Origin of the sequence: Pseudomonas sp. WS 5078, assembly GCF_012985745.1 — a bacterium.
Classification (GTDB): Bacteria; Pseudomonadota; Gammaproteobacteria; order Pseudomonadales; family Pseudomonadaceae; genus Aquipseudomonas; species Aquipseudomonas lundensis_A.
Map to the genome: position 1 here is coordinate 1 of NZ_JAAQWX010000004.1, position 25452 is coordinate 25452.

27 protein-coding genes are annotated in these 25452 nt (G+C 56.4%); 15 read left to right on the forward strand and 12 right to left on the reverse strand.

The window, feature by feature from the left end; genetic code table 11:
* Nucleotides 1-232: 232 nt before the first annotated feature.
* On the reverse strand, nucleotides 233-589 hold the full coding sequence (gene queD, locus HBN68_RS07120; protein WP_094992385.1) for a 6-carboxytetrahydropterin synthase QueD: 357 nt from the start codon (nucleotides 587-589) through the stop codon (nucleotides 233-235).
* Between the two features lie 219 nt (nucleotides 590-808).
* On the opposite strand from queD, the gene HBN68_RS07125 reads away from it, so the two are divergent.
* From HBN68_RS07125 to HBN68_RS07135, 3 genes are read left to right on the forward strand one after another with little or no spacing between them, the layout of a single operon-like run.
* Entirely contained in the window at nucleotides 809-1123 is a 315-nt protein-coding gene (locus HBN68_RS07125; protein ID WP_169963639.1) for a PepSY domain-containing protein, read from the forward strand.
* A complete protein-coding gene (locus tag HBN68_RS07130; RefSeq protein WP_094992383.1) occupies nucleotides 1123-1791 on the forward strand; it encodes a response regulator transcription factor in 669 nt (222 codons plus the stop codon). The genes HBN68_RS07125 and HBN68_RS07130 overlap by 1 nt, the downstream gene beginning before the upstream one ends.
* The gene (locus tag HBN68_RS07135; RefSeq protein WP_094992382.1) at nucleotides 1788-3122 is read left to right on the forward strand and encodes an ATP-binding protein; all 1335 of its coding nucleotides are present in this window, start codon (nucleotides 1788-1790) and stop codon (nucleotides 3120-3122) included. The genes HBN68_RS07130 and HBN68_RS07135 overlap by 4 nt, the downstream gene beginning before the upstream one ends.
* A gap of 23 nt (nucleotides 3123-3145) precedes the next feature.
* On the opposite strand, the gene HBN68_RS07140 is transcribed toward HBN68_RS07135, so the two are convergent.
* Entirely contained in the window at nucleotides 3146-5293 is a 2148-nt protein-coding gene (locus tag HBN68_RS07140; protein WP_169963614.1) for a methyl-accepting chemotaxis protein, read from the reverse strand.
* A gap of 304 nt (nucleotides 5294-5597) precedes the next feature.
* On the opposite strand from HBN68_RS07140, the gene HBN68_RS07145 reads away from it, so the two are divergent.
* Together HBN68_RS07145 and HBN68_RS07150 are read left to right on the forward strand one after the other, a co-directional pair.
* A complete protein-coding gene (locus tag HBN68_RS07145; RefSeq protein WP_169963636.1) occupies nucleotides 5598-6917 on the forward strand; it encodes a Na+/H+ antiporter NhaC family protein in 1320 nt (439 codons plus the stop codon).
* A 105-nt stretch (nucleotides 6918-7022) separates the two neighbouring features.
* On the forward strand, nucleotides 7023-8705 hold the full coding sequence (locus HBN68_RS07150; protein WP_169963612.1) for a methyl-accepting chemotaxis protein: 1683 nt from the start codon (nucleotides 7023-7025) through the stop codon (nucleotides 8703-8705).
* A 58-nt stretch (nucleotides 8706-8763) separates the two neighbouring features.
* Here the strand turns inward: HBN68_RS07150 and HBN68_RS07155 are convergent, their stop codons facing one another.
* Both HBN68_RS07155 and HBN68_RS07160 read right to left on the reverse strand, forming a co-directional pair.
* Nucleotides 8764-9624: a pirin family protein gene (locus tag HBN68_RS07155; protein ID WP_169963610.1), complete on the reverse strand. Its 861-nt coding sequence runs from the start codon at nucleotides 9622-9624 to the stop codon at nucleotides 8764-8766.
* A gap of 64 nt (nucleotides 9625-9688) precedes the next feature.
* Nucleotides 9689-10105: an OsmC family protein gene (locus tag HBN68_RS07160; protein WP_094992377.1), complete on the reverse strand. Its 417-nt coding sequence runs from the start codon at nucleotides 10103-10105 to the stop codon at nucleotides 9689-9691.
* A 140-nt stretch (nucleotides 10106-10245) separates the two neighbouring features.
* On the opposite strand from HBN68_RS07160, the gene HBN68_RS07165 reads away from it, so the two are divergent.
* Nucleotides 10246-11253: an amidohydrolase family protein gene (locus tag HBN68_RS07165; RefSeq protein WP_169963608.1), complete on the forward strand. Its 1008-nt coding sequence runs from the start codon at nucleotides 10246-10248 to the stop codon at nucleotides 11251-11253.
* 167 nt (nucleotides 11254-11420) lie between these two features.
* On the opposite strand, the gene HBN68_RS07170 is transcribed toward HBN68_RS07165, so the two are convergent.
* The 4 genes from HBN68_RS07170 to HBN68_RS07185 all read right to left on the reverse strand — a co-directional run bounded on the left by HBN68_RS07170 (nucleotide 11421) and on the right by HBN68_RS07185 (nucleotide 16380).
* The gene (locus HBN68_RS07170; RefSeq protein WP_169963606.1) at nucleotides 11421-12167 is read right to left on the reverse strand and encodes a hypothetical protein; all 747 of its coding nucleotides are present in this window, start codon (nucleotides 12165-12167) and stop codon (nucleotides 11421-11423) included.
* 329 nt (nucleotides 12168-12496) lie between these two features.
* Nucleotides 12497-13717 carry a beta-ketoacyl-ACP synthase I gene (fabB, locus tag HBN68_RS07175; RefSeq protein ID WP_047276123.1) on the reverse strand — a complete coding sequence of 407 codons (1221 nt, stop codon included), beginning with the start codon at nucleotides 13715-13717 and terminating at the stop codon, nucleotides 12497-12499.
* Between the two features lie 11 nt (nucleotides 13718-13728).
* Entirely contained in the window at nucleotides 13729-14244 is a 516-nt protein-coding gene (gene fabA, locus HBN68_RS07180; RefSeq protein WP_032859207.1) for a 3-hydroxyacyl-[acyl-carrier-protein] dehydratase FabA, read from the reverse strand.
* A gap of 249 nt (nucleotides 14245-14493) precedes the next feature.
* Entirely contained in the window at nucleotides 14494-16380 is a 1887-nt protein-coding gene (locus tag HBN68_RS07185) for a response regulator (RefSeq protein WP_094992374.1), read from the reverse strand.
* 259 nt (nucleotides 16381-16639) lie between these two features.
* Between HBN68_RS07185 and HBN68_RS07190 the strand changes: the two genes are divergently transcribed.
* From HBN68_RS07190 to HBN68_RS07225, 8 genes are all read left to right on the forward strand, one after another.
* On the forward strand, nucleotides 16640-17665 hold the full coding sequence (locus HBN68_RS07190; protein WP_169963604.1) for an NAD(P)H-dependent glycerol-3-phosphate dehydrogenase: 1026 nt from the start codon (nucleotides 16640-16642) through the stop codon (nucleotides 17663-17665).
* 18 nt (nucleotides 17666-17683) lie between these two features.
* Nucleotides 17684-18013: a DUF4389 domain-containing protein gene (locus tag HBN68_RS07195; RefSeq protein ID WP_094992372.1), complete on the forward strand. Its 330-nt coding sequence runs from the start codon at nucleotides 17684-17686 to the stop codon at nucleotides 18011-18013.
* On the forward strand, nucleotides 18010-18459 hold the full coding sequence (gene sixA / locus HBN68_RS07200; protein WP_169963602.1) for a phosphohistidine phosphatase SixA: 450 nt from the start codon (nucleotides 18010-18012) through the stop codon (nucleotides 18457-18459). Before HBN68_RS07195 ends, sixA begins: the two co-directional genes overlap by 4 nt.
* A 145-nt stretch (nucleotides 18460-18604) precedes the next feature.
* Nucleotides 18605-19051 carry a hotdog fold thioesterase gene (locus HBN68_RS07205; protein ID WP_169963600.1) on the forward strand — a complete coding sequence of 149 codons (447 nt, stop codon included), beginning with the start codon at nucleotides 18605-18607 and terminating at the stop codon, nucleotides 19049-19051.
* Nucleotides 19052-19157: 106 nt separating this feature from the next.
* The gene (locus HBN68_RS07210) at nucleotides 19158-19958 is read left to right on the forward strand and encodes an alpha/beta hydrolase (protein ID WP_094992369.1); all 801 of its coding nucleotides are present in this window, start codon (nucleotides 19158-19160) and stop codon (nucleotides 19956-19958) included.
* Nucleotides 19959-19968: 10 nt separating this feature from the next.
* The gene (locus HBN68_RS07215) at nucleotides 19969-20823 is read left to right on the forward strand and encodes an alpha/beta hydrolase (protein ID WP_169963598.1); all 855 of its coding nucleotides are present in this window, start codon (nucleotides 19969-19971) and stop codon (nucleotides 20821-20823) included.
* A gap of 145 nt (nucleotides 20824-20968) precedes the next feature.
* On the forward strand, nucleotides 20969-21787 hold the full coding sequence (locus HBN68_RS07220; protein WP_169963596.1) for a DUF4892 domain-containing protein: 819 nt from the start codon (nucleotides 20969-20971) through the stop codon (nucleotides 21785-21787).
* A gap of 69 nt (nucleotides 21788-21856) precedes the next feature.
* Complete coding sequence (locus HBN68_RS07225) at nucleotides 21857-22906, forward strand: AI-2E family transporter (protein WP_094992366.1); 1050 nt, start codon at nucleotides 21857-21859, stop codon at nucleotides 22904-22906.
* Between the two features lie 61 nt (nucleotides 22907-22967).
* Here HBN68_RS07225 and HBN68_RS07230 read toward each other — a convergent pair whose 3' ends face one another.
* From HBN68_RS07230 to HBN68_RS07245, 4 genes are all read right to left on the reverse strand, one after another.
* Entirely contained in the window at nucleotides 22968-23303 is a 336-nt protein-coding gene (locus HBN68_RS07230; RefSeq protein ID WP_094992365.1) for a DUF2892 domain-containing protein, read from the reverse strand.
* 78 nt (nucleotides 23304-23381) lie between these two features.
* On the reverse strand, nucleotides 23382-23849 hold the full coding sequence (locus HBN68_RS07235; RefSeq protein WP_047276062.1) for an RNA methyltransferase: 468 nt from the start codon (nucleotides 23847-23849) through the stop codon (nucleotides 23382-23384).
* Between the two features lie 93 nt (nucleotides 23850-23942).
* A complete protein-coding gene (locus HBN68_RS07240) occupies nucleotides 23943-24317 on the reverse strand; it encodes a YajD family HNH nuclease (RefSeq protein WP_094992364.1) in 375 nt (124 codons plus the stop codon).
* 52 nt (nucleotides 24318-24369) lie between these two features.
* The gene (locus tag HBN68_RS07245; protein WP_169963594.1) at nucleotides 24370-25056 is read right to left on the reverse strand and encodes a hypothetical protein; all 687 of its coding nucleotides are present in this window, start codon (nucleotides 25054-25056) and stop codon (nucleotides 24370-24372) included.
* Between the two features lie 82 nt (nucleotides 25057-25138).
* Between HBN68_RS07245 and HBN68_RS07250 the strand changes: the two genes are divergently transcribed.
* Nucleotides 25139-25435: a hypothetical protein gene (locus HBN68_RS07250; protein WP_094992362.1), complete on the forward strand. Its 297-nt coding sequence runs from the start codon at nucleotides 25139-25141 to the stop codon at nucleotides 25433-25435.
* Nucleotides 25436-25452 lie beyond the last annotated feature (17 nt).

Genomic DNA, 25452 nt, shown 5'->3' on the forward strand with positions numbered 1-25452 from the left:
CGATGGTAGTGTGGGGTTTCCCCATGTGAGAGTAGGTCATCGTCAAGATTAAATTCCAGAATCCCTGTCTGCTCACGCAGACAGGGATTTTGTTTTTGTGGCTGAAAAAGAGCGTGCACGCCATCTCAACCACATAGCGCGCAGAATCAGTGTTTATGCTGATTTTTGTCAAAAAAAACCTGCGGACATGCTGTTCGCAGGTGGGGGTGAAACTAAAACGCTAATTACGAAATTATTCGCCGCGATAAATGCAGCCGCTGGTACAGGTTTCGTGAATTCTTATCGCTGACAGCTCTGGCAGCAAAGGTTTTAGCTCCTGCCATATCCACTTGGCAAGCACTTCGCTCGTTGGATTTTCGAGGCCAGGAATGTCATTCAAATAATTATGATCAAGCTGTTCATATAGAGGCTTGAAAATTGCTTTGATCTCTGAAAAGTCCCGGATCCATCCAGTCGAAGCGTCTATTTCGCCGCTTAAATGGATTGCTACTTTGAATGAATGGCCGTGCAAGCGTCCACATTTGTGTCCTTGCGGGACGAAAGGAAGGCGGTGCGCGGACTCGAAGGTAAACTCTTTGAAAATTTCCACAATGTTCGAAGCTCTTGAAGAAAAGGGTCTTTCACGTGTGTGATGACAGCAGAAATAGAGTCTAACAGTTAACCCCGGTATAGCGCTCAACCTGCGCGGAACCGGAGTATGATCAGCGACAAAATGCCTGACATCTTCAGTTTAAGTTAAGCCATGACCCGTAGAGTTAACACCTCCAGCATGGAACACCATCCTCTGCGCTGGACAACAGGAGATTCCATGTACATGAGCGGGCGCGCTATAAGTCTGCTGGTTTTTATGCTTTGTGCTTTTTGCTCGCAGGCTATGGCGCGGGATTTGGGACAGGATGAAGCGCTGCGTCTGCGTCAAAAAGGGATTATTTTGCCGTTTGAACAGTTGGTAGACAGAGCCCTTAAGCGTTATCCGGGTTCTCGATTATTGGAAGTCGAGCTGGAAAAAAAACACGGTCGTTATGTGTATGAAATCGAATTGTTGACCACGCAAGGCGTTGTGCGAGAACTCAAGTTCGATGCCCGTAAAGGTGAATTGTTCGAAGATAAGGAAGACGACTAATGCGTTTGTTGCTGGTTGAAGATCATGTGCCATTGGCTGATGAGTTAATTGCTGCCCTGACCCGTCAAGGGTATGCCGTTGACTGGCTTACAGACGGGCGTGATGCTCTCCATTCGGGGCAAAGCGAACCGTATGATCTGATCATTCTTGACTTGGGGTTACCAGGCCTTCCAGGTATCGACGTTCTGCAGAAGTGGCGCGCAGGTGGGGTGACTACGCCAGTGTTGATTCTCACAGCGCGCAGTTCGTGGGCGGAACGAATTGAGGGCCTAAAGGCGGGAGCTGATGATTATCTGACCAAGCCGTTCCATCCAGAAGAACTGCAATTGCGCGTGCAAGCGCTGTTACGCAGGTCTCATGGCCATGCCAATCAACCGCTTTTAACCTCTGCAGGCCTGCAGTTGGATGAAGGGCGTCAATGTGTCACCCGGGACGGGGTCGATATTCAACTGACTTCTGCCGAGTTCCGATTGTTGCGGTACTTCATGTTGCATCCCCAACAAATCCTCTCTAAAAGTCATCTTTCGGAGCACCTCTATGATGGTGAGACAGAACGTGACTCCAATGTATTGGAAGTGCATGTAAACCATCTGCGCCGCAAGTTGGGGCGCGATGTGATTGAAACTCGCCGCGGGCAAGGATACATATTTGGATCAATCACCCCATGAGGTCGATCCAGCGCAGGCTTAGCCTTGGGCTTGTCAGTGTGTTGCTGGTAGCGGGCCTTGTGGTGGGGCAAGTTAGCCTGTGGTTATTTGAAACCGGTTTGCAGCGTTACCTGGAATCAGGTTTGCAAAATGACAGTGAAAACCTGTTGATTGCATTAAGCCGGGGGCCTCAAGGATTACAGCTGGACGAGCGACGTCTTGCACCTGCTTATCAGCGTCCGTTTTCCGGGCATTACTTCAGTATTGAGTTTGGTGATACTCACTGGAGATCTCGATCCCTCTGGGACAGTCAACTGCCAAAAACAGCCCAGCCTGGCTTGAGCGGTACACTTCAGCCGGGCCCTGAAGGCCAGATGTTGCTCGTGCTGCGCAGTGACTACAAACGTTTAGGGCAGGTGGTTTCCATCACGGTTGCCCAAGATTACTCGCCCATACGCGCCAGCCTGCGGCAAGTACAGCGCATTGGATTGGCCATGGGCGTGGCAGCGTTGATAATCATCCTGATGTTGCAACGTGTAACCGTACAACGTGCACTGCGGCCGCTGGAGATAGCCCGTAAACAAATAGCTCAGTTACAGCAGGGGCAGCGCTCTCAGTTGGATACACAAGTCCCTCTTGAGCTGGAACCGCTGGTCAAACAAATTAACCACCTCCTGGCGCACACCGAGGACACCCTCAAGCGTTCACGTCATGCATTAGGCAATCTGGGGCATGCTCTGAAAACGCCCTTGGCTGTGCTGATGAGCCTTGCCAACGACGCACGCCTCGCAGCTTATCCCGACATTCAGCGCACATTACATGACCAGCTGGAGCACATTGAGCAGCGCATGAATCGTGAGCTTAATCGGGCACGGCTCGCAGGAGATGCCTTACCGGGTGCCCAGTTTGATGCCGACGCTGAATTACCTGCGTTGCTCGCCACTTTAAGCATGATTCACGGCCAGCATCTGGCGATTACCTTTGACTCACCGCCGAACCTGCATTTGCCCTGGGATCGCGAAGACATGCTTGAGTTATTGGGCAACTTGTTGGACAACGCTTGCAAATGGGCGGATGCACGCGTCGAGCTGCGTCTACGGCAAACGACTGCCGGGTATGACATCGAAGTGCAGGACGACGGTCCAGGCATCCCGGAGGCAGAGCGCGATCAAGTGTTCAGTCGCGGTACGCGTCTCGACGAGCAGACGGCTGGCCATGGCCTTGGGTTAGGGATCGTGCGCGACATCGTCGACGCATGGGGCGGGAGCATGCAATTGACGACAGGTGAGTGGGGCGGTTTATTGGTCACCATCCAACTTGTGCAGCGTGCAAACGGGGCGACGACAGCCTGAGGCATGTCGTCGCCTTTGCACAATCAGACCCTGAACTGATCCATGAGTGTCTGTTGTTGATTGGCCAGTTCGTTAAGCGACTGACTGACCCGCGCCGATTCGTTTGCCTGTTCAGACAATGACTCGGTCACGTCACGAATAGTCGACACATTGTTGTTGATCTCTTCCGCGACCGCGCTCTGTTCTTCCGCCGCACTGGCAATCTGCAAATTCATGTCAGTAATGACTGTCACAGCATTGCCGATTTGCTGCAGTGCAGTCACGGCTTGTCCGACCTGTTCAACACTGCCTTGCGCTTGACGATGGCTATTGCTCATCGAACTCACCACCACCTGCGTGCCAGCTTGCAAGTGCTCAATGACCTGACGGGTTTCCTCGACCGATTCCTGCGTGCGACGAGCCAGGTTGCGTACCTCATCAGCCACCACTGCAAACCCGCGGCCTGCTTCGCCTGCGCGGGCCGCCTCAATAGCAGCGTTCAGCGCGAGCAGGTTGGTTTGTTCGGCAATCGCGCGAATCACTTCAAGTACCGATCCGATTTTTTCACTGTTGGCGGCCAGTCCCTCCACTTGGGTCATGGCCTCGCTCATGTCTGCAGCCAAGTGATCGATGCTGCGGGTGGTGCGATCAATGATGGTCAGACCTTCACGGGTTGCCTGATCCGCCTCACGTGCAGCTTGCGCGGCCTGAGCAGCGCTGCGGGCGACGTCTTGTGCAGTGGCGCTCATTTCGTGGGATGCCGTGGCGGCCTGATCGACCTGACGGTATTGCTGTTCCATGCCAGCGCTGGTCTGCGTGGCAATCGCCGCCGACTGATCAGCCGTACTGCGCGCATCCTGTACGGAGCGTTTAACCTCGGCGATGATCGGCTGTAATTTGTCCAGAAAGCGGTTAAACCAGCCGGCTAACTGGCCTAGCTCATCTTTTTTATCGTACGTCAGGCGCCGCGTCAGATCGCCCTCGCCACTGGCAATATCCTCCAGCATATTTGCTACGCCAAGGATCGGGCGAGTTACGCTGCGAGCCATCAACCAGACAAGCACCAGGCCTATCACCGCTGCGAGCAAGCCCAGGCTTAACTCCATCAATGCCCCGGCATTGTTGCGTTCATCAAGTTCGGCTTGCAGGGTCTCGGCAGGACCGACCAGAACTTTTTCAGGTACATCCAGTAAAACGCCCCACGGCTGGCTCCCCGGAATCGGGTAGAAAGGCGTGAGTACTTTCAGCCGGCCATGATCCCGTATGCTTTGGGCTTGCCCACCTGTGGCCATCATTTGTAGGAGCTGTGCGCCATCATTGCTGTCGACGGCGTCCAGACGCTGACTGAGTTTGCTGGCATCGGCACTGTAGCCAGCCAGCAGGCCGACCGAGCTGATAATCCCGACATGGGTCTGGCCGCCATAGAGTTTCTGGCTGGCCTCCTGGCTAAGGGCTTGCAAGCTATTGAGGTTGATATCCACCGACAGTGACGCAATCACTTTGCCGTTTACCATGAGCGGAAACACAATGCTGGTCAGCAGCACGTTTTGCCCGTCTATTTCATAAAAATAGGGCTCAATGATGCACGGTTTTAGCGTCTTGCGCGGGCATGTGAACCACGTGTTATTGGCCTGTCCGCTTGGACCGGTAGTGGTATCGGCCATATCACTTTCCGGAAGCGCCATCGACGTCAGCTTGCCCGGCGTCGGTTGCGACCAATACAGGGCAAAACGGCCTTTGTCGTTACTGCCCAGCTCTTTTTGATGATCAAACAGCTGGTCTTTGCCATCCAGCGCGTTCGCTTCAAACACAAGAGACAAACCGAGCAAGTCCGGGTTGGCCTGCAAGGCGGCTTTTACCTGACGGGTCAGGTCTTCGCGCAGATCAAACGCATCCAGAAAACGTTTTTCCGATTGCTCGCGCAGAAAGAGCACCTGACGGGCGAAGCCATTCCCATATTGATACGCATCCATGAACTGGCGACTGATGGCCAGTGCCTGAGCTTCGCCCTGTGATTCGATACGGGCTTGGGCGGACTCATTGAGCATCTGGGTGCTGGAGGCTTTCACCAGCTCCGAATTGTGCTCCATGCGATAAAGGGACAATCCCACCAGCAACGTCACAATCGCCAATAAACAAAGTCCGGAAAGCAGGGTGATTTTCCATTGAATGGAAAGCTGTCTGATCGACATGGAGACATCCTAAAAAGAGGCTTTGTCTGTTAGCGGCCGACAGACGCATTTCTTTACCGTTGAAACCTGAAATCAGGCTTTTTAAAATTTGATTTGGCCCTGTATTTATTAGGGTTAAAGCCGGATGGATGGGGTTTGAGGACGACGCATGGCACGCGCTTTGACAAGGCGGCGAAGCTGCTGCAAAGTGTGCGCCCTCAAATAAATCCTCCTTTCCAAATCCGGCGACTGGAACAGCAGTCTTTTGCCCGGAATCATCTGCATGACGGTGTTTTTCCGTCGTGTGTGCCATGAGGTTGTAATGATAAATGCAGTTGTTGCCGCGGTCGGCATCATGTTGGTGCTCAGTCTGTCCCGTGTGCATGTGGTCATCGCCCTGATCGTCGGTGCTGTCGTTGGCGGGCTGGTGGGCGGGTTGGGTGTCGAAGCCACCCTGAATGCGTTCAACAACGGGCTGGGCGGTGGCGCACAGGTCGCGCTTTCGTACGCGATGCTGGGGGCGTTCGCTGTCGCCATTGCTAAATCGGGCCTGGCACATGCCTTGGCTGACAAGGCACTGACACTGGTGAACACGCAACAGGCCGTTGGCGGGAATCGGGTGAAGTGGCTATTGATCGTCCTGTTACTGGTGGTGGCCATCTCCTCTCAGAACATCTTGCCGATCCACATTGCGTTTATTCCTTTGCTGGTTCCGCCGCTGCTGTATGTCCTGACCAAATTGAAAATCGACCGTCGTCTGATCGCCTGCGTCATGACGTTTGGTTTGATCACGCCGTACATTTTTTTGCCCGTGGGCTTTGGCAACATCTTTCTCAACCAGATCTTGCTGGCTAACGTCAGCAAAGGTGGCGTAGACGTCAGTCAGGTCAATGTCACCCATGCGATGGCCATTCCGGCATTGGGCATGTTGTTCGGTTTATTGGTCGCCGTGTTCATCAGCTATCGCAAAAAGCGTGAGTACGACTTGTCGAAAATCGAGCAGGTCGAGCAAGTTGCCATTCGCTACAACCCGCGCACCCTGTTGGTTGCCGGGGGTGCCATTGCGGCGGCATTCATTGTGCAGTTGTGGCTGGGCTCGATGATTATTGGCGCCCTGGTCGGCTTCCTGATCTTTTCAGCTTCGGGCATTGTGCGCTGGCGTGAAACCGACGATCTGTTTACTGAAGGTATGAAAATGATGGCCATGATCGGCTTCATCATGATCGCCGCCTCGGGTTTTGCCGAAGTGATGAAAGCCACCGGTGAAGTGAAATCGCTGGTCGAAGCTTCTGCTGGCTGGATCAATCACAGTAAAGGCATCGGCGCACTGCTGATGCTGCTGGTCGGCTTGCTGGTGACCATGGGTATCGGTTCGTCCTTCTCGACAGTGCCCATCCTGGCAGCAATTTTTGTTCCCTTGTGCGTGCAACTGGGCTTCAGCCCAATGGCCATCGTTTGCATCGTCGGTACTGCTGGCGCATTGGGGGATGCCGGTTCGCCTGCTTCGGACTCAACCCTCGGCCCGACCTCCGGTCTGAACGTTGACGGCCAGCATCACCATATATGGGATACCGTGGTGCCCACCTTCTTGCATTACAACCTGCCGCTATTGGCGTTCGGCTGGGTGGCGGCGATGACGCTGTAAACCGCTTGCCCGAAGTACCTGAATAAACAAGTTGTGTGGCGGGTCTTAACTTTGAGCGTTTCAGGCCGTTAACGCAGTACGTAGTCCCTAAATAGAGTAAAAGCCATGCGCCTGAGCCTGAAGGCAAAAGTATTGTCCCTCGCGGTGTTGCCGGTCTTGTTGTTTGCCCTGGTCATCAGCCTGACGACTGTCTGGATTTTGCAGGACCAGGCCGACAAGGAAGTTGAGGAAACCCGGCAACGCCTGCTCAATGATGCCAAGGCCACCCTGCAAAGCTACGTGGAAGTGGCGATGAGCGCGATCAAGCCCCTCTACGATGCGGCGCAACCCGGGGATGAGGCGGCACGGGCGCAGGTGATCAAGTTACTTTCCAACATTACCTATGGCACTGATGGGTACTTTTTCGGCTACGACTCGCAGACGGTGCGCCTGTTCAAGGGCAATAGCCCGGAAGGTGTCGGCAAAAACTTTCAGGACAACCGCGACCCGAATGGCGTGTACACCAACCGCGAGTTGGTACGCGTGGCCAAGGATGGCAGCCACTATGCCCAATACAGCTCATCATTGCCGGGGAACGAGCACGTACTGGTACCCAAGCTGGGCTATACCGAATACTTGCCCAAATGGGACATGGTGATAGGTACCGTTGTTAATCTGGATGGCATCGAAGCGCAGGTTGCAGAGGTCGAGGCGGGTGTCAAAGAACGCATGCGGGGCATGATCCTTAGCACCGTGGCCATCACCGTTGTCGTCCTGCTGGTGATCGCGGTGATTGGCATGCTCGTAGCCAACACCATCCTGCGACCGTTGCACCTGATGAAAGCCAACCTGGACGACATTGCAGCCGGAGAGGGTGACTTGACCCACCGCCTGGCAATCACCAGTCAGGACGAGCTCGGCGAATTGGCCAGTTCCTTCAACCGCTTCGTGGATAAAATTCACGCAATGGTTCGCCAAATCACTGACATGACATTTCAATTGACAGCGCTGGTCGGGCAAGTCTCTGAGCAGGCCCACCGGTCTGAGCAGGCGATGGAGCGTCAGCGTCACGAAACGGATCAAGTTGCCACCGCCATCAATGAAATGTCCTCGGCAGCCCAAGAAGTGGCACGCAGCGCTCAGGGCGCTTCCGTAGCGGCACAGAAAACCGATGAAGAAGGCCAAATGGCCAAGCGTGTTGTCGATGGCAGCATTCAGCAGATTCACGCGTTGGTCAGCGATATCCGCAGCAGTGGGTCTTCGCTGGACAGTTTGCAGCAGGATGTAACCTCTATTGTCAGCGTGCTGGGTGTGATCCGCTCGATTGCAGACCAGACCAACTTGCTGGCCTTGAACGCTGCCATTGAAGCTGCGCGTGCGGGTGAAGCAGGTCGAGGCTTCGCGGTAGTCGCCGATGAAGTGCGGGCGCTGGCCAGCCGTACACAGCAAAGTACGCAAGAGATTCAAGGCATGATCGACCGCCTGCAGCAGGGCACTGATGAGGCCGTCCAGGCGATGCGTCGATCGAGTGAAGCGGGTGTCGGGACTTCGGAGCAAGCCAACCAGGCAGGCGAATCACTGGACGCCATGGCGCAATTGATCGGCACCATCAACTCAATGAACGCACAGATTGCCAGTGCAGCAGAAGAACAGACAGCGGTCGCCGAAGAGATCAATCGCAGTGTTCACCAAATTGCTGTTGCCGTGGATAACGTGGCAGACGAGACCCAGCAAAGCGCTCAAACGACTCGCAGCCTTGCACAGTTGGGGCAGCGCCTCGGAGACCTGGTAGGGCAGTTTCGTATTTGATTGACAGATGCTGCCGAAGACAACGCACCTTTCGTTAACTTCGGCAGCGGTTTCAGGTTCAGGGTAATTCGATGCGGCCCATCTCGCCCGGCACGATTGGCCATTGCCCGGCCGCCCAACGCGCCCTGGCCCGTTCAATGAGTGCCTGATCGCTGGCGACGAAATTCCAGCTCATCCGGCGCGGCCCATCCAGTGGCGCGCCGCCGATGATTACGACGTGACAGGGGCTGTCAGCGCATAACGTCACGTCCTCTCCTGCCGACAGCACGTTGAGGGTGCGCACTTCCAGCGGCTCGCCATTGGCTTTCGCATCGCCTTCCAGCACATACACCGCACGCTCTTCATGCTCGGCCGGGATCACCAGGGTGGTCGCGGTTTGCATTTGTACGTCGGCGTAGAGCGTGGGGGAAAGCACGGGTACCGGCGAGGTCAGGCAAAACCCGGAACCTGCGATCAGGCAAATCCTTACCCCCAGGGAATCGCTCACAGGCAGGCTATCAGCCGGGTGATAGCGATAGTGGCCAGCCCCTTGTTCCTCCTCTTTGGGAGACGCAAGCCACACTTGCAGCCCGTGAATGTCAGAGCCGGCAGACAGAAAGGGTTCAGGGGTGCGCTCAATGTGAGCAATGGCGGCCCCTGCCGTCATCCAGCTGACGTCACCCGGACCGACGTGTTGATCGGAGCCCAAGCTGTCCTTGTGCTGCAAATGGCCTTCATACAAATAGGTCAGTGTCGACAGACCGATGTGAGGATGCTGTCGGATATTCATACCGCGGCCTGGCAGATAGCGGGTATGCAGGATGTGATCAAAGAATACAAAAGGGCCGACACTGCGGCAATTGGCAGAAGGTAGCGGGCGCAAAATAGGTTGACCTTCCACCTGTTCAGCGCGGGGGCGAATCACGATACGTGCAGACATGAGCCTGCTCCGGCAATCAAGGAGCGCTGAGCATAACCCAGCGCTCCCTGTTAGCGCGTACTGTTTACTGGCTGAACGCGCCTTCGGACAGGTGCGTTTCAATATCGATGTGAGCGGATGTCATCAGTTTGTGTACCGGGCATTTGTCGGCAACTTTGTGTAGCTCCTCGCGCTGTGCGTCCGTCAATACGCCCTTGAGCGTCAACTTCACGATCAGCTTGTATTGACCTTCTTTTTCCTGCTCCGCATCGTGCTTGATCTCGACGGTTACGCCTGTCAGCGGGATGTCTTTTTTTTGTGCATACATCTTCAGTGTCAGCGCTTTGCAGGCGGCCAATGACGCATCGAAGTAATCGTGAGGTGACGGTGCGCTTCCTTCGCCGCCCGCGCTTTTAGGCACGTCGGTAAACACTTCGTAGTCATCGATCTTGATGCTGTGACGAAAACCATCGTGTGACACGGTATTAACGGTAACAGTCATGGCAAACCTCGGCTTGGCAGTGATTAAAGGTCCTGATCTTTATAGAGCATCTGGGGGATTCTGCGTTCCATTTAAAACCGTGACATGAACCCCAGCGGCCCTGATCGGGTCTACCTGTATCAACAAATGAGGATGACGCATTGAGATTCACATCAGTGTTTTTGGCTTTTGGGGCGTTGGTGGTCAGTGCCGCGGTGGATGCTCGCGAATACGCCTACAGCGACGCGCATTTGCATTACGTGGATTTTTTCCAGGAAACCGCAGGCATGCCAGAACTGCTGCGAGCGATGGAGAAAAATCGCATCGAACACGTCATGATTTCTGGTATTCCAGTGGCAAAAAAATGGCATGAAGACGAGCCCAAGCGTCCTCGTTACTACGCCGGCGATGACGCTGACGCCTATTGGTACAGCGCCACCGATGTGTGGGTTGCCGAGGCGGTCAAGCAACTTAGCGCTGAGCAGCGTCGGCATTTTCACCCATTTCTGTCCGGCTTTAATCCGAATGACAAGAACTCCGCAGCGCACATACAGCGCATGCTCGACCTCAATCCGGGTCTGTGGCAGGGCATTGGCGAGGTATTCACCCGCCACGACGACCTGACGGCATTGATTTCCGGGGACACGCCGCGCGCCAATAATGAAGCCATGATGCGTATTTACACCTTGGCGGCCGAGCATGACCTGCCCGTCTTGGTGCACTCCAATATCACCTCCAAGCGTGAAAAAAACCCTTTGTACCTGGCAGAAATTGAAGAACCGTTGGGGCAGCATCCGGATACGCGCTTCATATGGGCACACGCCGGTACGAGCGCCGAGATTCATCGGCATCAAACGCAGATGGATTTTTTATTACCGACGCTGACACGACTATTGGCAACGTACCCCAACCTTTATGTCGACCTCTCCTGGAGCATGCTCACGCCTTATTTGCTGGATGAGCAAGGCAAGCCAAGGTCGGAGTGGGTGGCGTTAGTTGAGCGCTTCCCTGAGCGCTTCATGCTGGGGTCCGATGTAGTGGGACGTTTCGACAAATTAGGTCAGGAAATGCGAAGTTTTGATCCCTTTTTAAATGCGCTGCCTGTTGAAGTCGCTCACAACGTCGCTAAGGATAATTTTTTGGCGGTCTTACCAAAACATCAACCTTGAATGGGTCTGTTAGCGCAGATGCGTAACATTGTTTAAGTGAGTGCGGCCAGAGGCCTGGATGGAAGTAACGCGCATAAACATGCGTGTCAGTTCAATGATGCCTCTGGGCGCGCACTCACGGATGCAGGTCAATCTGTTGGTTTACAATCCGCGAGGCGCGGGATCATTCATCCGATGATGTAATGACCTTGGAGAGTATTTAGTTTTGCCAGCGCGGGATTGTAGTTTATTGAGGAAGACAGTAACTGAAAGTCGATTTCTCTTCTTTCACTGCTTGTTTTGCGGTCGGCGGCGGACCATGTAAGTTCAATTTCTCCGGTGTCTTCATTATGGGTGCAAGCTGTCCAGGGTTTTTTAAACAGAATTGTTCCTGGCGCCACTGTAAAAGAGACGCGCCAATAGCTGACATTTTCATCAGGTAAGTCAAGGCTAATCTTGTGGCTGTAGACGCGTCTCTTGCTGGCGTAGTCTTCCCAACTGGCCAGCAGCGCTTCTCGCATATTCAGTTCTACCCGGGGATCAAAAGGTGCTCTGACTCTCAATGGGGTAGAGACGCCTGGCACCCCTTCAGGGCTGTAATACGTGAATGTACCCAGCTCTACCACGCTTGCGTCTGCAGGTAAGCCACGAGGTGTCACCGTGACGAAAATCTCGGGCTTCCAATGTTCTGAATTGTAGGTAGGTGTGTAGTACCAATGTCCGTCACAACCATTGGCATGCGGTTGGTAACCATATTGCGTGTTGTACATGAAAATGGAGTCAACTTTACTGCCGTTGTGCATGACCGCTTCAATCCTCGCCCCGATGCGCTCCTTTTCGCCTGTTGTTTTTAGCTTGATAGTGAGTGTGCTCTTAACACCATTGATGGCGTCTGGTAACGCCGGTTGCGTCATGTTCGTCATGATCGGTTTCATCGCTCTTCCTTGTGCGCGTGAGTATTTATGTGGAGTAGGACTGTATTAACTAACCGTAGTCGATGCGAACTGTAATGCAGTAAATCGATGTTATTAAATGTGACTCAGTGCATTCAAATAATCAGAACTTACGGACGCTTTATCCGCAGTAAATGATTCTGTTGTTTTATGGCGTTAAGGGGGCGTGATCGGAAGTGGTCAAGTGGAGGGGTAACAGGCACTTAGTGCAGCGCTGTTTTCAACGCTCCAATACTACGGATGTAGCAAAGTAGCGGGCATAAAAAAGCCCTGAGCATGTCAGGGCTTTTTTAATGAGGCCAGGGATGAGCTTATTTGCCAGCCCAGCGCTTCAGAACCAGCGTGGCATTGGTGCCGCCGAAACCGAAGCTGTTGCTCATGACAGTGTCGATTTTTGCATCTTCACGGGTTTTGGTCAGGATCGGCATGTCAGCGACCGCCGGGTCCAGTTCCTCAATGTTGGCCGAGCCGGCAATGAAGTTGCCTTCCATCATCAGCATGCAGTAGATCGCTTCGTGAACGCCTGCGGCGCCCAGGGAGTGACCCGACAGGCTCTTGGTGGAGCTGATGGCTGGCGCGTTTTCGCCGAACACTTCTCGCACGCCTTTCATCTCGGCAATGTCGCCTACCGGGGTCGAGGTGCCGTGGGTGTTGATGTAGTCGATAGGCGCGTCAACGGTAGACATCGCCATCTGCATGCAGCGAATGGCGCCTTCGCCGCTTGGGGCAACCATGTCGTAACCGTCGGACGTTGCACCGTAACCTACGATCTCGGCGTAGATTTTGGCGCCACGGGCCAGTGCGTGCTCCAACTCTTCAACCACAACCATGCCACCACCACCGGCAATGACGAAACCGTCACGCTTGGCGTCGTAGGCACGTGAGGCTTTTTCCGGCGTGTCGTTGTACTGGCTGGAGAGGGCGCCCATGGCGTCAAACAGGAACGACTGGCTCCAGTGCTCTTCTTCACCACCGCCGGCAAATACGATGTCTTGCTTGCCCATCTGAATTTGTTCCATGGCGGTACCGATGCAATGAGCACTGGTGGCGCAGGCAGACGCGATGGAGTAGTTCAGGCCCTTGATCTTGAACGGTGTAGCCAGGCAAGCCGATACGGTGCTGCTCATGGTCCGCGTTACACGGTATGGGCCAACACGTTTCACGCCTTTTTCGCGCAGGATGTCGAGCGCTTCCATCTGGTTCAGGGTCGATGCGCCGCCCGAACCGGCAATCAGGCCGGTACGCGGGTTGGAGACTTGCTCCTCGGTCAGGCCCGAATCAGTGATGGCGTCTTTCATGGCCAGGTAAGCGTAAGCAGCTGCGTGGCCGACGAAACGATAAATCTTGCGATCGATCAGTTCTTCGAGGTTCAGGTCAATGGAGCCGGAAACCTGGCTACGCAGACCCATTTCGGCATATTCCGGGTTGAATCGGATGCCAGGGCGACTTGCACGCAGGTTAGCGGAGACGGTCTCTTTGTCATTGCCCAGGCACGAAACGATGCCCAGACCAGTGATAACGACGCGGCGCATGCGGATAACCCTTAGAAGTTGTCAGTTGAAGTGAAAACGCCGACGCGAAGGCCTTCGGCGGTGTAAATTTCGCGACCGTCAACGGTCACCGAACCATCGGCAATGGCCAGGTTCAGCTTGCCTTTGAGCACGCGCTTGATATGGATGTTGTAAGTGACTTTCTTGGCGGTCGGCAGTACCTGACCGAAGAATTTCACTTCACCCGAGCCCAAGGCGCGGCCACGGCCCGGCAGACCTTGCCAGCCGAGGTAGAAGCCCACCAGTTGCCACATGGCGTCGAGGCCCAGGCAACCTGGCATCACCGGATCACCTTCAAAGTGACAGGCGAAGAACCACAGGTCAGGGGTGATATCCAGCTCGGCGACCAATTCACCTTTGCCGTACTTGCCACCCTCTTCACTGATATGGGTGATGCGATCCACCATCAGCATGTTAGGGGCGGGCAGTTGCGCGTTACCTGGGCCGAACAGTTCGCCGCGGCTACAGCGCAGCAGATCTTCCCGAGTAAAGGCGTTTTGTTTGGTCATGCGAGCTCCTCAATAATCCCATGCGGCAAGGTGGGGCAAATCTTCCCGACCAACTGAAACATATCGGCTTCAGTTCGCCAGCCTACACATAGACTATTGCGTAGTAGTGAAAGTCACAGCGCCAAGGGCACAAATGTACACTTGTTCACTGAAATTTAAATTCAGGCCGGTTCAGGGCCCCAATCGGGTGCCTAAGACTGCCGCACTTTTAGGTTTTACGCCAGTCGCAGGTAGGCTAATAGCCATAAGTTACTGGACCCAGCGCAGCAGTATTTGTTCCAGATCAGTGCGTTTGAACGGCTTGGCCAGGTAATCGTTCATTCCGGCTTGCAGGCACGCTTCGCGGTCGCCCTGCAACGCGTTGGCAGTCAGCGCAATAATGGGCACGTCCCTGCAACCCACCAATTGGCGGATCTGTCGGGTCGCCTCATAACCGTCAATGACCGGCAGCCTGCAGTCCATCAGGATTGCAGTAAACGCTTCAGTGTTGGCCCGATGGATGGCCTGAGCACCGTCACTGACCATGCTCACTTCATACCCCAGGCTGCTAAGCATGGCTTCGATAACGGTCTGGTTGACCGGGTTGTCTTCCACCAGCAGTACCTTGCGTCCTTTAATGCATGCGCTGTCCGCAGTCATCGTCGGCCTTTGGTTAATGGCAATGCGCTGGTGCAATTCCAGGGGGATTTCCAGGGTGAAGACTGAGCCGTGAGCTTCTTCGCTCTGGGCAAGCAAGCGACCGCCCATGCGTTCCGCCAGGGTGCGAGCGATGGGCAAGCCAAGCCCGGTCCCACCGTAACGTCGAGAAATCGAACTGTCGGCTTGCTGGAAAGCCTTGAACATCGACTCAAGTTTGTCTGCGCCGATCCCGATCCCGCTGTCGCGTACCGTGCAAGTGAACCAGATGAGTTCATGATCCAGCGGTTGCCAGGCAGGCTCGATGCTGACTTGACCCTGCTCGGTGAACTTCAGTGCGTTGCCGATCAGGTTCACCAGTATCTGACGAATCCGGGTTGGGTCGCCCAGTACATGCAGGTCCTGCAGACCGTCCGCCATGTTCAAGTTCAGTTTCAAGCCCCGCTGTACGGCACTGTGCTGAAAAGCTTGCGCGCAATTGCCCACCAGCTCGGCAAGGTTGAACGGGATTTGCTCCAGCTCCAGGGTTGAACGCTCGATTCTGGAGAAATCGAGGATGTCATTGATCACTTTGAGCAAGTGTTCCGTGGACTCCGATGCCAGGGCGGCGTACTCGGCCTGTTCGTCTGTCATGTGGGTGGTTTCGAGCAATTGCAGCATCCCCAGAACACCGTTCATCGGGGTCCGTAATTCATGGCTCATCATGGCCAGAAAGTCGGTTTTTGCGCTGTTGGCGCGCTCTGCTTCCTCGCGGGTCTGTATCAACTGGGCAATCGCTGTCTGCTGTTCACGGCTGGCCTGTGCCAGACCTTCTGCCAGGTTATTGATGTGCCGGGCCAGGCTGCCGAGTTCCCCATCGTCAACCACCGGTAAAGGCGTGTTGAAATGGCCCTGTTGAATAGCCTTCACCGCATCGCTCATGTCGCTGATGGGGCGGGAGAGGTTGGAAGCCAGGCGCCGGGCCAGTAAGTAGGTAAAGCCCAAGGCAAACAGCGCAAGGATCATGGCTTTTAACAGAATGTCCTGCTGGCGCTGGTTGAAGGCATCACTGGACATGCCGACCAACACCCGCCCCAGATAATCCTCGGTCGCAGGTGTCATGGGATCGTTATCGGGCTTTCCTGAAATGCTCTGCACCCTGACAGGCGCCTGAAACACTTCCACATCGTTGCTGCGCCCTGTTTCATTCAACGGTTGCTCTGCATGCACCAATACGTTGTTGGCCCGATCCTGAACCTGGACGAATTGCACGTGCGGTGTGTTCAACGAGGCTTTCATCAAGGTTTCCAGCACATGCGTGTTGCCGGAAATCACCCCAAACTCAGTGGCGGGGGCCAGTTGGTTGGCAATCAGCTGGCCTGTGTGGTTGAGCTCTTGACGCAAGTCCTGCAGGCGCACGAAGGTAAAAAAGCTGATGAGCAGCAACGTCAGTAGCAGGGCGGGGCCCAAACTCATCATTTGGGTGCGGGCGTGAATATCCCAGCGGCGTCGGTCAGCCATGAGTGTGAGGTTCCGTAAGCCGGCGCCAGGGTGCCGAGATCAGCCGTGACGTGCAGTCAGTCATGCATGTGTACAGCCAGGCTGCCTCGTGTGTGAATGAATGGGCGGCATGTTAACCGAGCTGAATCAGTTTTCCAGTCAAAACCCTGCACTTTCTGAGGGAACAGACGCGCCTGGTCGCTGCAGGGGGGACTGGTCGCAGCGGATGTGCTCCGTATAATGCCGCCATTGCCACGGCTAGATGGATAACGGGATTGCTATGACTGAACAGCGCGCTATTGCGGTCTTGGGGGGCGGGAGTTTTGGCACCGCGGTGGCCAACCTGCTGGCGGAAAACGGTCACCCGGTACGTCAATGGATGCGCGACCCGGTGCAGGCCGAGGCGATTCGGCTTAACCGTGAGAACCCTCGTTACCTTAAAGGCATCAAGATTCATCCCGGCGTTGATCCGGTCACTGACTTGCAAGCCACCCTCGACGCATGTGAATTGTGTTTTGTCGCCTTGCCTTCCAGCGCGTTGCGTACTGTGCTGTCAGCGCATGCCGATCGCTTGAGTGGCAAGATGCTGGTCAGCCTGACCAAGGGCATTGAAGCCCACAGCTTCAAGCTGATGAGCGAAATCCTTGAGGAGATCGCCCCGCAAGCCCGGATTGGCGTGTTGTCGGGGCCTAACCTGGCGCGCGAAGTCGCGGAGCATGCGCTCACGGCCACGGTCGTTGCCAGTGCTGATGAAGCCCTGTGTACGCAGGTTCAAGCGGTTTTGCACGGTCGCACGTTTCGCGTATACGCCAGTGCCGACCGCTTTGGCGTAGAGCTGGGTGGGGCGCTTAAAAACGTCTATGCAATTATTGCCGGCATGGCGGTAGCCCTTGGCATGGGGGAAAACACCAAAAGCATGTTGATTACCCGTGCCTTGGCAGAAATGACGCGATTTGCTGTCAGTCAAGGCGCCAACCCGATGACATTCCTGGGATTGGCCGGGGTAGGGGATTTGATCGTGACCTGTTCTTCCCCTAAAAGCCGTAACTATCAAGTGGGGTTCGCCCTGGGTGAAGGCCTGAGCCTGGACGAGGCGGTCTCGCGCCTTGGGGAAGTGGCGGAAGGCGTCAACACGCTGAAAGTGCTCAAGGCCAAGGCCCAAGAGCTGAATGTCTATATGCCGTTGGTGGCGGGTCTGCATGCCATCCTGTTTGAAGGGCGTACCCTCAATCAGGTGATTGAAGTGCTAATGCGGGCCGAGCCCAAGACAGACGTCGATTTTATTTCCACCAGTGGTTTCAACTGAGCTCGACAGGAGCAGCCCATGAATGACAATCCGAATGCCCCCAAGTACGAATCCATAGTGTTGCGTGTGCTGTGGATGCTGGTTTTTCTGCTGGTTTGGCAAGTTGCGCAGTTAGTACTGGGCGGCCTGGTACTGGTGCAGCTGATTTATCGGCTGGTGTATGGCGCACCCAACGGCGGTCTGATGAATTTCGGTGACACGTTGAGTCAGTATTTGGCGCAAATCGGCCGCTTTGGCAGTTTTCATACTGAGCAAAAGCCTTGGCCTTTTGCTGACTGGCCTGCATCCCGAGCGCCAGAAGGTGAGGCGCCGTATGCCGAGCCTGCGTCGCAGACCAAGCAGCCATGAAGCTGTGGATTTTGCGTCATGGTGAAGCGCAACCGCACGCCCCCCGTGATGCCGAGCGCAAGCTCACCGAGCTTGGGCGTCAGCAGGTAGTGCGCAGCGCGGCCCACTTGATAGGCCAACCGCTGGATTGCATCCTGGCCAGTCCGTATGTCCGGGCTCAGCAGACGGCCGCCCTCGTGCGCGACGCGCTGGGCTTTTCTGCGGCTCTGAAAACCGTGACGTGGCTAACCCCTGAAAGTGATCCCAAGTTCGCCGTCAGCCAACTGCCGGATGCCGGTAATGTGCTGTTGGTCAGCCATCAACCCTTAGTAGGTGACCTGATCAGTCTGTTGCAGCATGGCCACTGTCGGCAGCCTCAACCTATGCACACCGCCAGCCTGGCAGAGCTCGAAGGTGAGTGGCCGCTCGCTGGCAGCCTGCGCTTGCTGCATGTGTGGCACCCGTAAGCGCAGCACGTCGCATCGCTGACGAGCCCCATTCAAATACGTTCTGCGTTGATTGCCCTGAACCGGCCCGGGCAAGCGGCACAGTTGCGCCCTCGACATATTTTGTGGCAAGACTGTATGCCTCTCACCGATCAAGGACTGAGCAATGAGCGTGTGGACAACCCCGCCAGATCTGGCACATCTCAATGCACTTCGCAAAAACTCCATTTGTGAGGTGCTGGATATCACCTTCGATGCGTTCGATGACAACTCCATCACCGCGAGCATGGTGGTCGATCATCGCACCCATCAACCGTTTGGCCTGCTGCACGGTGGGGCATCGGTGGTATTGGCTGAAACCCTGGGGTCGATGGCCAGCTATATGTGCATCGACCCAAAAAAGTTTTACTGCGTAGGACTTGAAGTCAACGCCAACCACCTGCGCGGTGTGCGCAGCGGGCGAGTGAGCGCGGTCGCACGGCCTGTGCATATCGGTCGAACGACCCATGTCTGGGATATCCGTCTGACCGATGACAGTGGCAAACTCAACTGCATTTCCCGGCTGACAATTGCGGTTGTACCCCTGGGTCAAACACCCCCGTTCGCGGAGTAATCGGCCAGGCGATGGCCGTAGTGGCGTCATTGATGGCGCATACGGTCGTTGCTGTTAAGAATTTTCCTACAGACAATAAGGCTAATTCCTAGTTTGGATGCCTTATATGTCCCGGCAGATTTTCTTCGCCCATGCCAATGGCTTTCCCTCGGGCACGTACGGCAAATTGTTTGCTGCCCTGGCGCCTGACTATCGTGTGGCGCACCTGCCCCAGCACGGGCACGACCCGCGTTTCCCGGTTGACAACAACTGGCGCAACCTGGTCGACGAACTGATCTACCACCTTGAGCAGCAGGAGGGCCCGGTGCTGGGGGTGGGCCACTCATTGGGCGGCATGTTGCACTTACATGCGGCCATCCGTTGCCCGCAGCTCTACAAAGGCGTGGTAATGCTTGATTCGCCGGTCTTGACGCGTACGGATCAGTGGGTGATTCGCGCCGCCAAACGCTTTGGCCTGATTGATCGCCTGACGCCTGCCGGGCGTACCTTGGGCCGTCGTGAAGAGTTCACTGACCGCGAGGCTGCGCGCGCGTACTTCGCCGGGAAATCGCTGTTTCGCAGCTTCGATCCGGAGTGTTTCGACGCCTATCTGGAGCATGGTTTACAGACGATGGATGACCGCTTGCGCCTGAGCTTTGATCCCGCCACGGAGATCGATATCTACCGCAGCGTGCCCCACACCAGCCCGGGTCTGGTCACGCAATTGCAGGTACCGCTCACGGTGGTGCGTGGGCGCGACAGCCGGGTGGTTATGCGCCATCATGCCAAGGCCGTAGCGCGCTTGCCGCTTGGTGAAGCCTTGAGCGTGCCGGGCGGGCACATGTTCCCGCTTGAGCAGCCGCACGATACTGCCCGCTTGTTGAAGATGATTTTTAGCCGCTGGGAAGCCCGTAATTCCGGCCTTTGAGAGTGTACGCATGAGTCCCGTGGTTGAAGAGATTCGTCTGAGCCTGCCGCATATTGAACTGGCGGCGCATGTGTTCGGGCCCGAAGACGGCATTCCGGTCATTGCGCTGCATGGCTGGCTGGACAATGCCAACAGCTTTGCGCGATTAGCGCCAAAGCTACACGGATTGCGTATTGTGGCGCTGGATCTGGCCGGGCATGGCCATTCCGCCCACAGGCCGCCTGGGGCCAGTTACTCCCTGTGGGATTATGCTTTCGATGTATTGAGCGTGGCCGAACAGCTGGGCTGGGAGCGTTTTGCGCTTTTGGGCCACTCCTTGGGGGCGATTATTTCGGTGGTGGTGGCCGGTTCGTGCCCTGAGCGTGTCACGCATCTGGCGCTCATTGATGGTGTGATGCCGCACACCGGAACTCAACACAACACCGCTGAGCGCATGGGGCAGGCGCTGCAAGCCCAACTCCAGCTGAACCACAAACGCAAGTCGGTGCACAAAACCTTCGACCGTGGCGTCGAAGCGCGCATGAAAGGTATGGTCGCCGTCAGCTGTGAAGCGGCGCAGTTGTTGGCTCAACGCGGGTTGATGCCGGTGCCGGGCGGATACAGCTGGCGCAGCGACAGCCGCCTGACGCTACCCTCACCGCTGCGCCTGACCGATGAACAAGCCCTGTCTTTCGTAGAGCGTATGAGTTGTCCTGCCACCCTGATCGTGGCCGAAGAGGGCATGCTGGCCACCCATCCCGAGCGGCTGGATAGACTACCCTTTAACCTGGAACGGTTACCCGGTGGCCATCATTTGCACATCAATGACGAATCCGGGGCAATCCTTGTTGCAGACTGTTTCAATCGGTTCTTCGCTGCTCCTTGACTTGCGGCGACCAACTGCCGAGGCTTGGCGGGTTGAAATGGGAGACAACCATGATAGATCTCTACACCGCTGCGACCCCGAGAGGCCACCCGATCTCTTTCGTAAACAGGCTGATTCACCCTTCACCTGCGGGTGACGCGTGCCGATGAAATTGACCAATCGCTTGATCGGCGTACTGGGTTTGAGTTGCCTGAGCCCTTTGTTGTGGGCGGCCGATGTACCAGGCAGTCAGGATTTGCAGGACGTGCCACGGCTGGCTGACGCACAAATTGTCGATTACACCGTTAAGCCGGATGTCGAGCGTATCTACCCGATGGGGCCGATCCGCAAAATAAGCGGGCGCCTGCGCTTTGACGGGCAAGTGGATGCGCGGGGGCAGACCACCGCTATCACGTATGAACTTCCCACCGGCCATTCGGCCACCGAAGCCTTTACGGCTGCGCGCAAGGCGCTGCAAAACAAGAACGCTGAGTTATTGTTCTGGTGCCAGGCGCGGGACTGCGGAGAAAGCAGTCTTTGGGCCAACGAGGTGCTAGGCAACGCCAAACTGGTGGGCTCCGATGAGCAACAATCCTATCTGTTGATCCGGATGGCCGCCCCAGAGCGCAATCGATTGGTGGCGCTGTATGCCATCAACCGGGGTAACCGAAAAGGGTACCTGCACGTAGAACAGCTCGTGGCCACTACCGATCTCGGGGTCTTGTTGCCCACGCCTGCAACGCTGCAGCGTCAACTGAAAACCACCGATTCGCTGGATTTCCCGATGCTGACGCAAGCGCCCGACGCTCCATGGCTGCCGTTAATCAGCCGTGCTTTAACGCTCGATACCACCACGCGGGTCAGTTTGAGCGGCGTCAAGGCGGGTGCCTGGCGTGAGGCCCTGATCAAGAGCGGCGTGCGCGCCTCGCGTCTTGAACTGAGCGACAGCGAAACCCCAGGGTTGCATATCGAGTTGCTGCGCTAAGCACTGCCCACGACGGCTACACTTCGCGTAGCCGTCGTCTTTTTGTTTTCGAATTTCTGTGGAATACACATGCTCAATAACGATCGCCTGCTGGTGCAAATCCTGCTGCTGGTGTTGTTCGGTGCCAGCCTGTGGGTCATGGCACCTTTCTGGTCGGCCCTGTTCTGGGGGGCTGTTCTGGCGTTTGCCAGCTGGCCGCTGATGCGGTTGCTGACCCGTTGGCTCAATGGTCGCGAATCATTGGCTGCTGGCATTTTGACCTTGGGGTGGATGTTGCTGGTGGCCGGGCCGCTGGTGTGGCTGGGTTTCAACTTGGCCGATCACGTGCGCGACGCCACGACGTTCGTGAAAGATGTGCAGTTGGAAGGCTTGCCCGAAGCGCCGGCATGGCTGGCTGGCATTCCGCTGGTGGGAGAACGGCTGGTGGGCATCTGGGACACCATCGATGAGCAGGGCGCTGCGATGATTGTCGCGGTCAAGCCGTACTTGGGGCAGGTGGGTAATTGGTTGCTGGCCCGCAGTGCGCAGATCGGCGGCGGGATCCTGGAGCTGACCCTCAGTATTGTCTTTGTGTTCTTTTTCTATCGTGATGGCCCGCGGCTGGCGACATTTGTACACCGTTTACTCGAACGCCTGATCGGTGAGCGCGCGTCTTACTACCAGGAACTGGTGGCGGGCACTATTCAGCGAGTGGTCAACGGGGTGATCGGTACGGCGGCGGCGCAAGCGTTGCTGGCGTTGATCGGCTTCCTGATTGCGGGTGTGCCGGGTGCGCTGGTGCTGGGCCTCGCCACGTTCCTGCTCAGCCTGATTCCGATGGGCCCGCCCTTGATCTGGATTCCGGCCACGGCATGGCTGGCCTGGAAAGGCGATTACGGGATGGCGATTTTTCTCGGTATCTGGGGCACGCTGATCATCAGCGGCGTGGATAACGTGCTCAAGCCTTACCTGATCAGCAGGGGCGGCAACCTGCCGTTGGTCATTGTGCTGCTAGGGGTGTTTGGGGGGTTGATTGCGTTCGGCTTTATCGGCCTGTTCATCGGCCCGACCTTGCTGGCGCTGGCCTACAGCCTGCTGGTGGACTGGAGCGCCAGCCATCAAAACAAAGCCCAGGGTTAAACACCCCCGCATGCAATGATGAAGGCGTGAGGCTGCGGCGCATCGCAGCCTCACACGTATGTCAGACGCTTTTCACGATTTTCCCTTCAACTTCGTCCTTCATGCGCAGCAATTCATCGCCTGCGCGTTCAATGTCAGAACGCACGCTGTGCAGTTGCTGGCGACTTTTTTCCAACAGGCGCTTGGTGGAGCTGTGGCCGGTTATGCCGCGCTTGAGCGCCATGGCACCGATGCCCACCTGAATCAGGCCGATAAACCCGCCGCGGCGAATGCCTTTGCCGAGCATCACCACGCCGCCCGCCAAAGAGCCCACGCGCTCCCAGCCCTCTACGTTTTGATACGGCACATCGTTATAGGCCGGGGATTCAATGCGCTCTACAGGATTTCTGTTGGTCATGCTCTGTCTCCAAGGGATGGTGGATACAGAGCTGACTGTCAGCGAAGGCGTGTCGTTCCCTTGAAGGGCATGTGGGGGTCAGAATTTAGGCCCTGATCGGGTGTTGTTACCCTTGGCCAAGCGGTCGTAAAGCACCACGTTGACGGTGGCCGCGAGGTTCATGCAGCCGTTGGTCGGGATGTAAATCACATCCTCACACCAGTCCAGTATTTCTTTATCCAATGAACCGTCTTCCGGCCCGAACACATACAGCGCACGATCCGGATGGGTGTACTCAGGCAAGGAGCGGGCGCCCTCTACCAGCTCCACCGCCACAGGAATGCAGCCCAGTGGCAGGATCTTTTTCAAGTCATCAATGCCAATCAGCGGAATGTCCTGATGCACTTTTTTCGTGTCGGTGACGAAGTCTCGGGCGCGTTCATAGCGCTTGCCGGTGTAGAACACTGACGCCACGTTATAGCAACCAGCCGCACGCATCACCGAGCCGACGTTTTCCGGTGATTTGGGGTTATACAAACCAATGCAGCTGTACCGTTTGTTCGCCACGTGCCCGAGCCCTTCAGAAAAAAGACGCGAGTATACGCCTGTTGAGGCTGATCCGGAGCCGCCCAGTCGGCTGCGGCTCCGGCAGGCGCGTGGCTATTCGTCCTTTTTCATCAACCCGGCCAGTGCGGCGAACGGGTTGTGGGTGGCCTTGGCCACTTTCGGGCTACTGGTCGAGCTGTCCGAAAAGTATTGCTGGTCGGTGTAGCGCGAGTGTTCGTTGTCATGGCAGTACAGGCACAACAACTCCCAGTTGGAGCCGTCCTGCGGGTTGTTGTCGTGGTTGTGGTCGCGGTGGTGCACCGTCAGCTCACTCAGGCGTTTGCCTGAGAACTCACGGGCGCAGCGGCCACACACGTGCGGGTACATTTTCAGGGCTTTGTCGCGGTAGCCCATTTCACGGTCACGCTGGGCATCGGCCAGGATGCGATCCAGCTTCGCGGTATGGGAGGGAGGGTTGGCCGAGCTCATGGGTTCACCTTTCAAGACGAATGACGGTCAGGTCGTTTAGTTTAGCTGTTGATCAGCCTTTGATTTTTTCAGCAATCCAGATGGTATGCCGCGTGCCTTTGTTGCCGTGGGCGAAGACTTGCACTTCCTCGGCCTTGAAACCGGCCTTGAGCAGTTTGTCGGAAAACTGCCTGTCTGCGCTGGCAGACCATACCGCCAGCACGCCTTTAGGGCGCAAGGCCTTGGCGCATGCGCTTAACCCGCCAGCCGAGTACAGCCAGCTGTTGGCTTTTTGAGTCAGGCCTTCGGGGCCGTTGTCGACATCCAACATGATGGCGTCAAACCCGTTGGGTTCGGCTTGCAGCACATTGGCCACGTCTTCCTGGCGGATCACCGTGCGCGGGTCCTGCAACGGATTGCCGGCTTTTTCGCCCAGCGGGCCGCGATTCCACTCCACCACCCCCGGCACCAGTTCCGCCACCACCACTTCGGCTGTTTTGCCCAAGTGCTTGAGAGCGGACGCCAGGGTGAAACCCATGCCCAAACCACCGATCAGCACGCGCGATTGCGGACGTCCTGCGACCTTGCGGCAGGGGATTTCGGCCAGAGCGTCTTCCGAGCCGTGCATGCGCGTGTTCATCAATTGGCCGCCGTCGCCCCCCTGGATCTTGATCACGAAGTCCTCGCCATACTCAAACAGGCACAGGGCGCCGCCGTTATCGGGGATCGGAGTGGTGTCGAGCAGAACAAAACGTTTCATGGGTATCTCATAGAAGAGGACAAAAACCGCAGGTTACGAGTAGCCTGAGGGCAGACAAGCCGGTCTGGCAACGGAGTGACTGATGAAACGCACTATTCTAACGGCCATTGCAGGGGCGGCGCTCTCGATAAGTGCAGCGCAAGCGGGCGGGTTAAGCCCGGTTCCCGTTATGCCGGTAACCCCCGCACCCGGTTCGCCCGGCACTGCGACCCCCACGCCTTATCCGCAGATTACGCCGCGGCCAGTGCCCAAGCCCGTGGCAGGCAGCGGCAGTTTGATCCCGCTGCCACCCATCGACTTGCCCCAACCGCCACCCAAAGACCAGCCCTTACCGGGGCTCGACAGCAAAGACCTGAAAATCAAGCCGGCTGCTGATTGAGCCCGGCCGCTGCAACA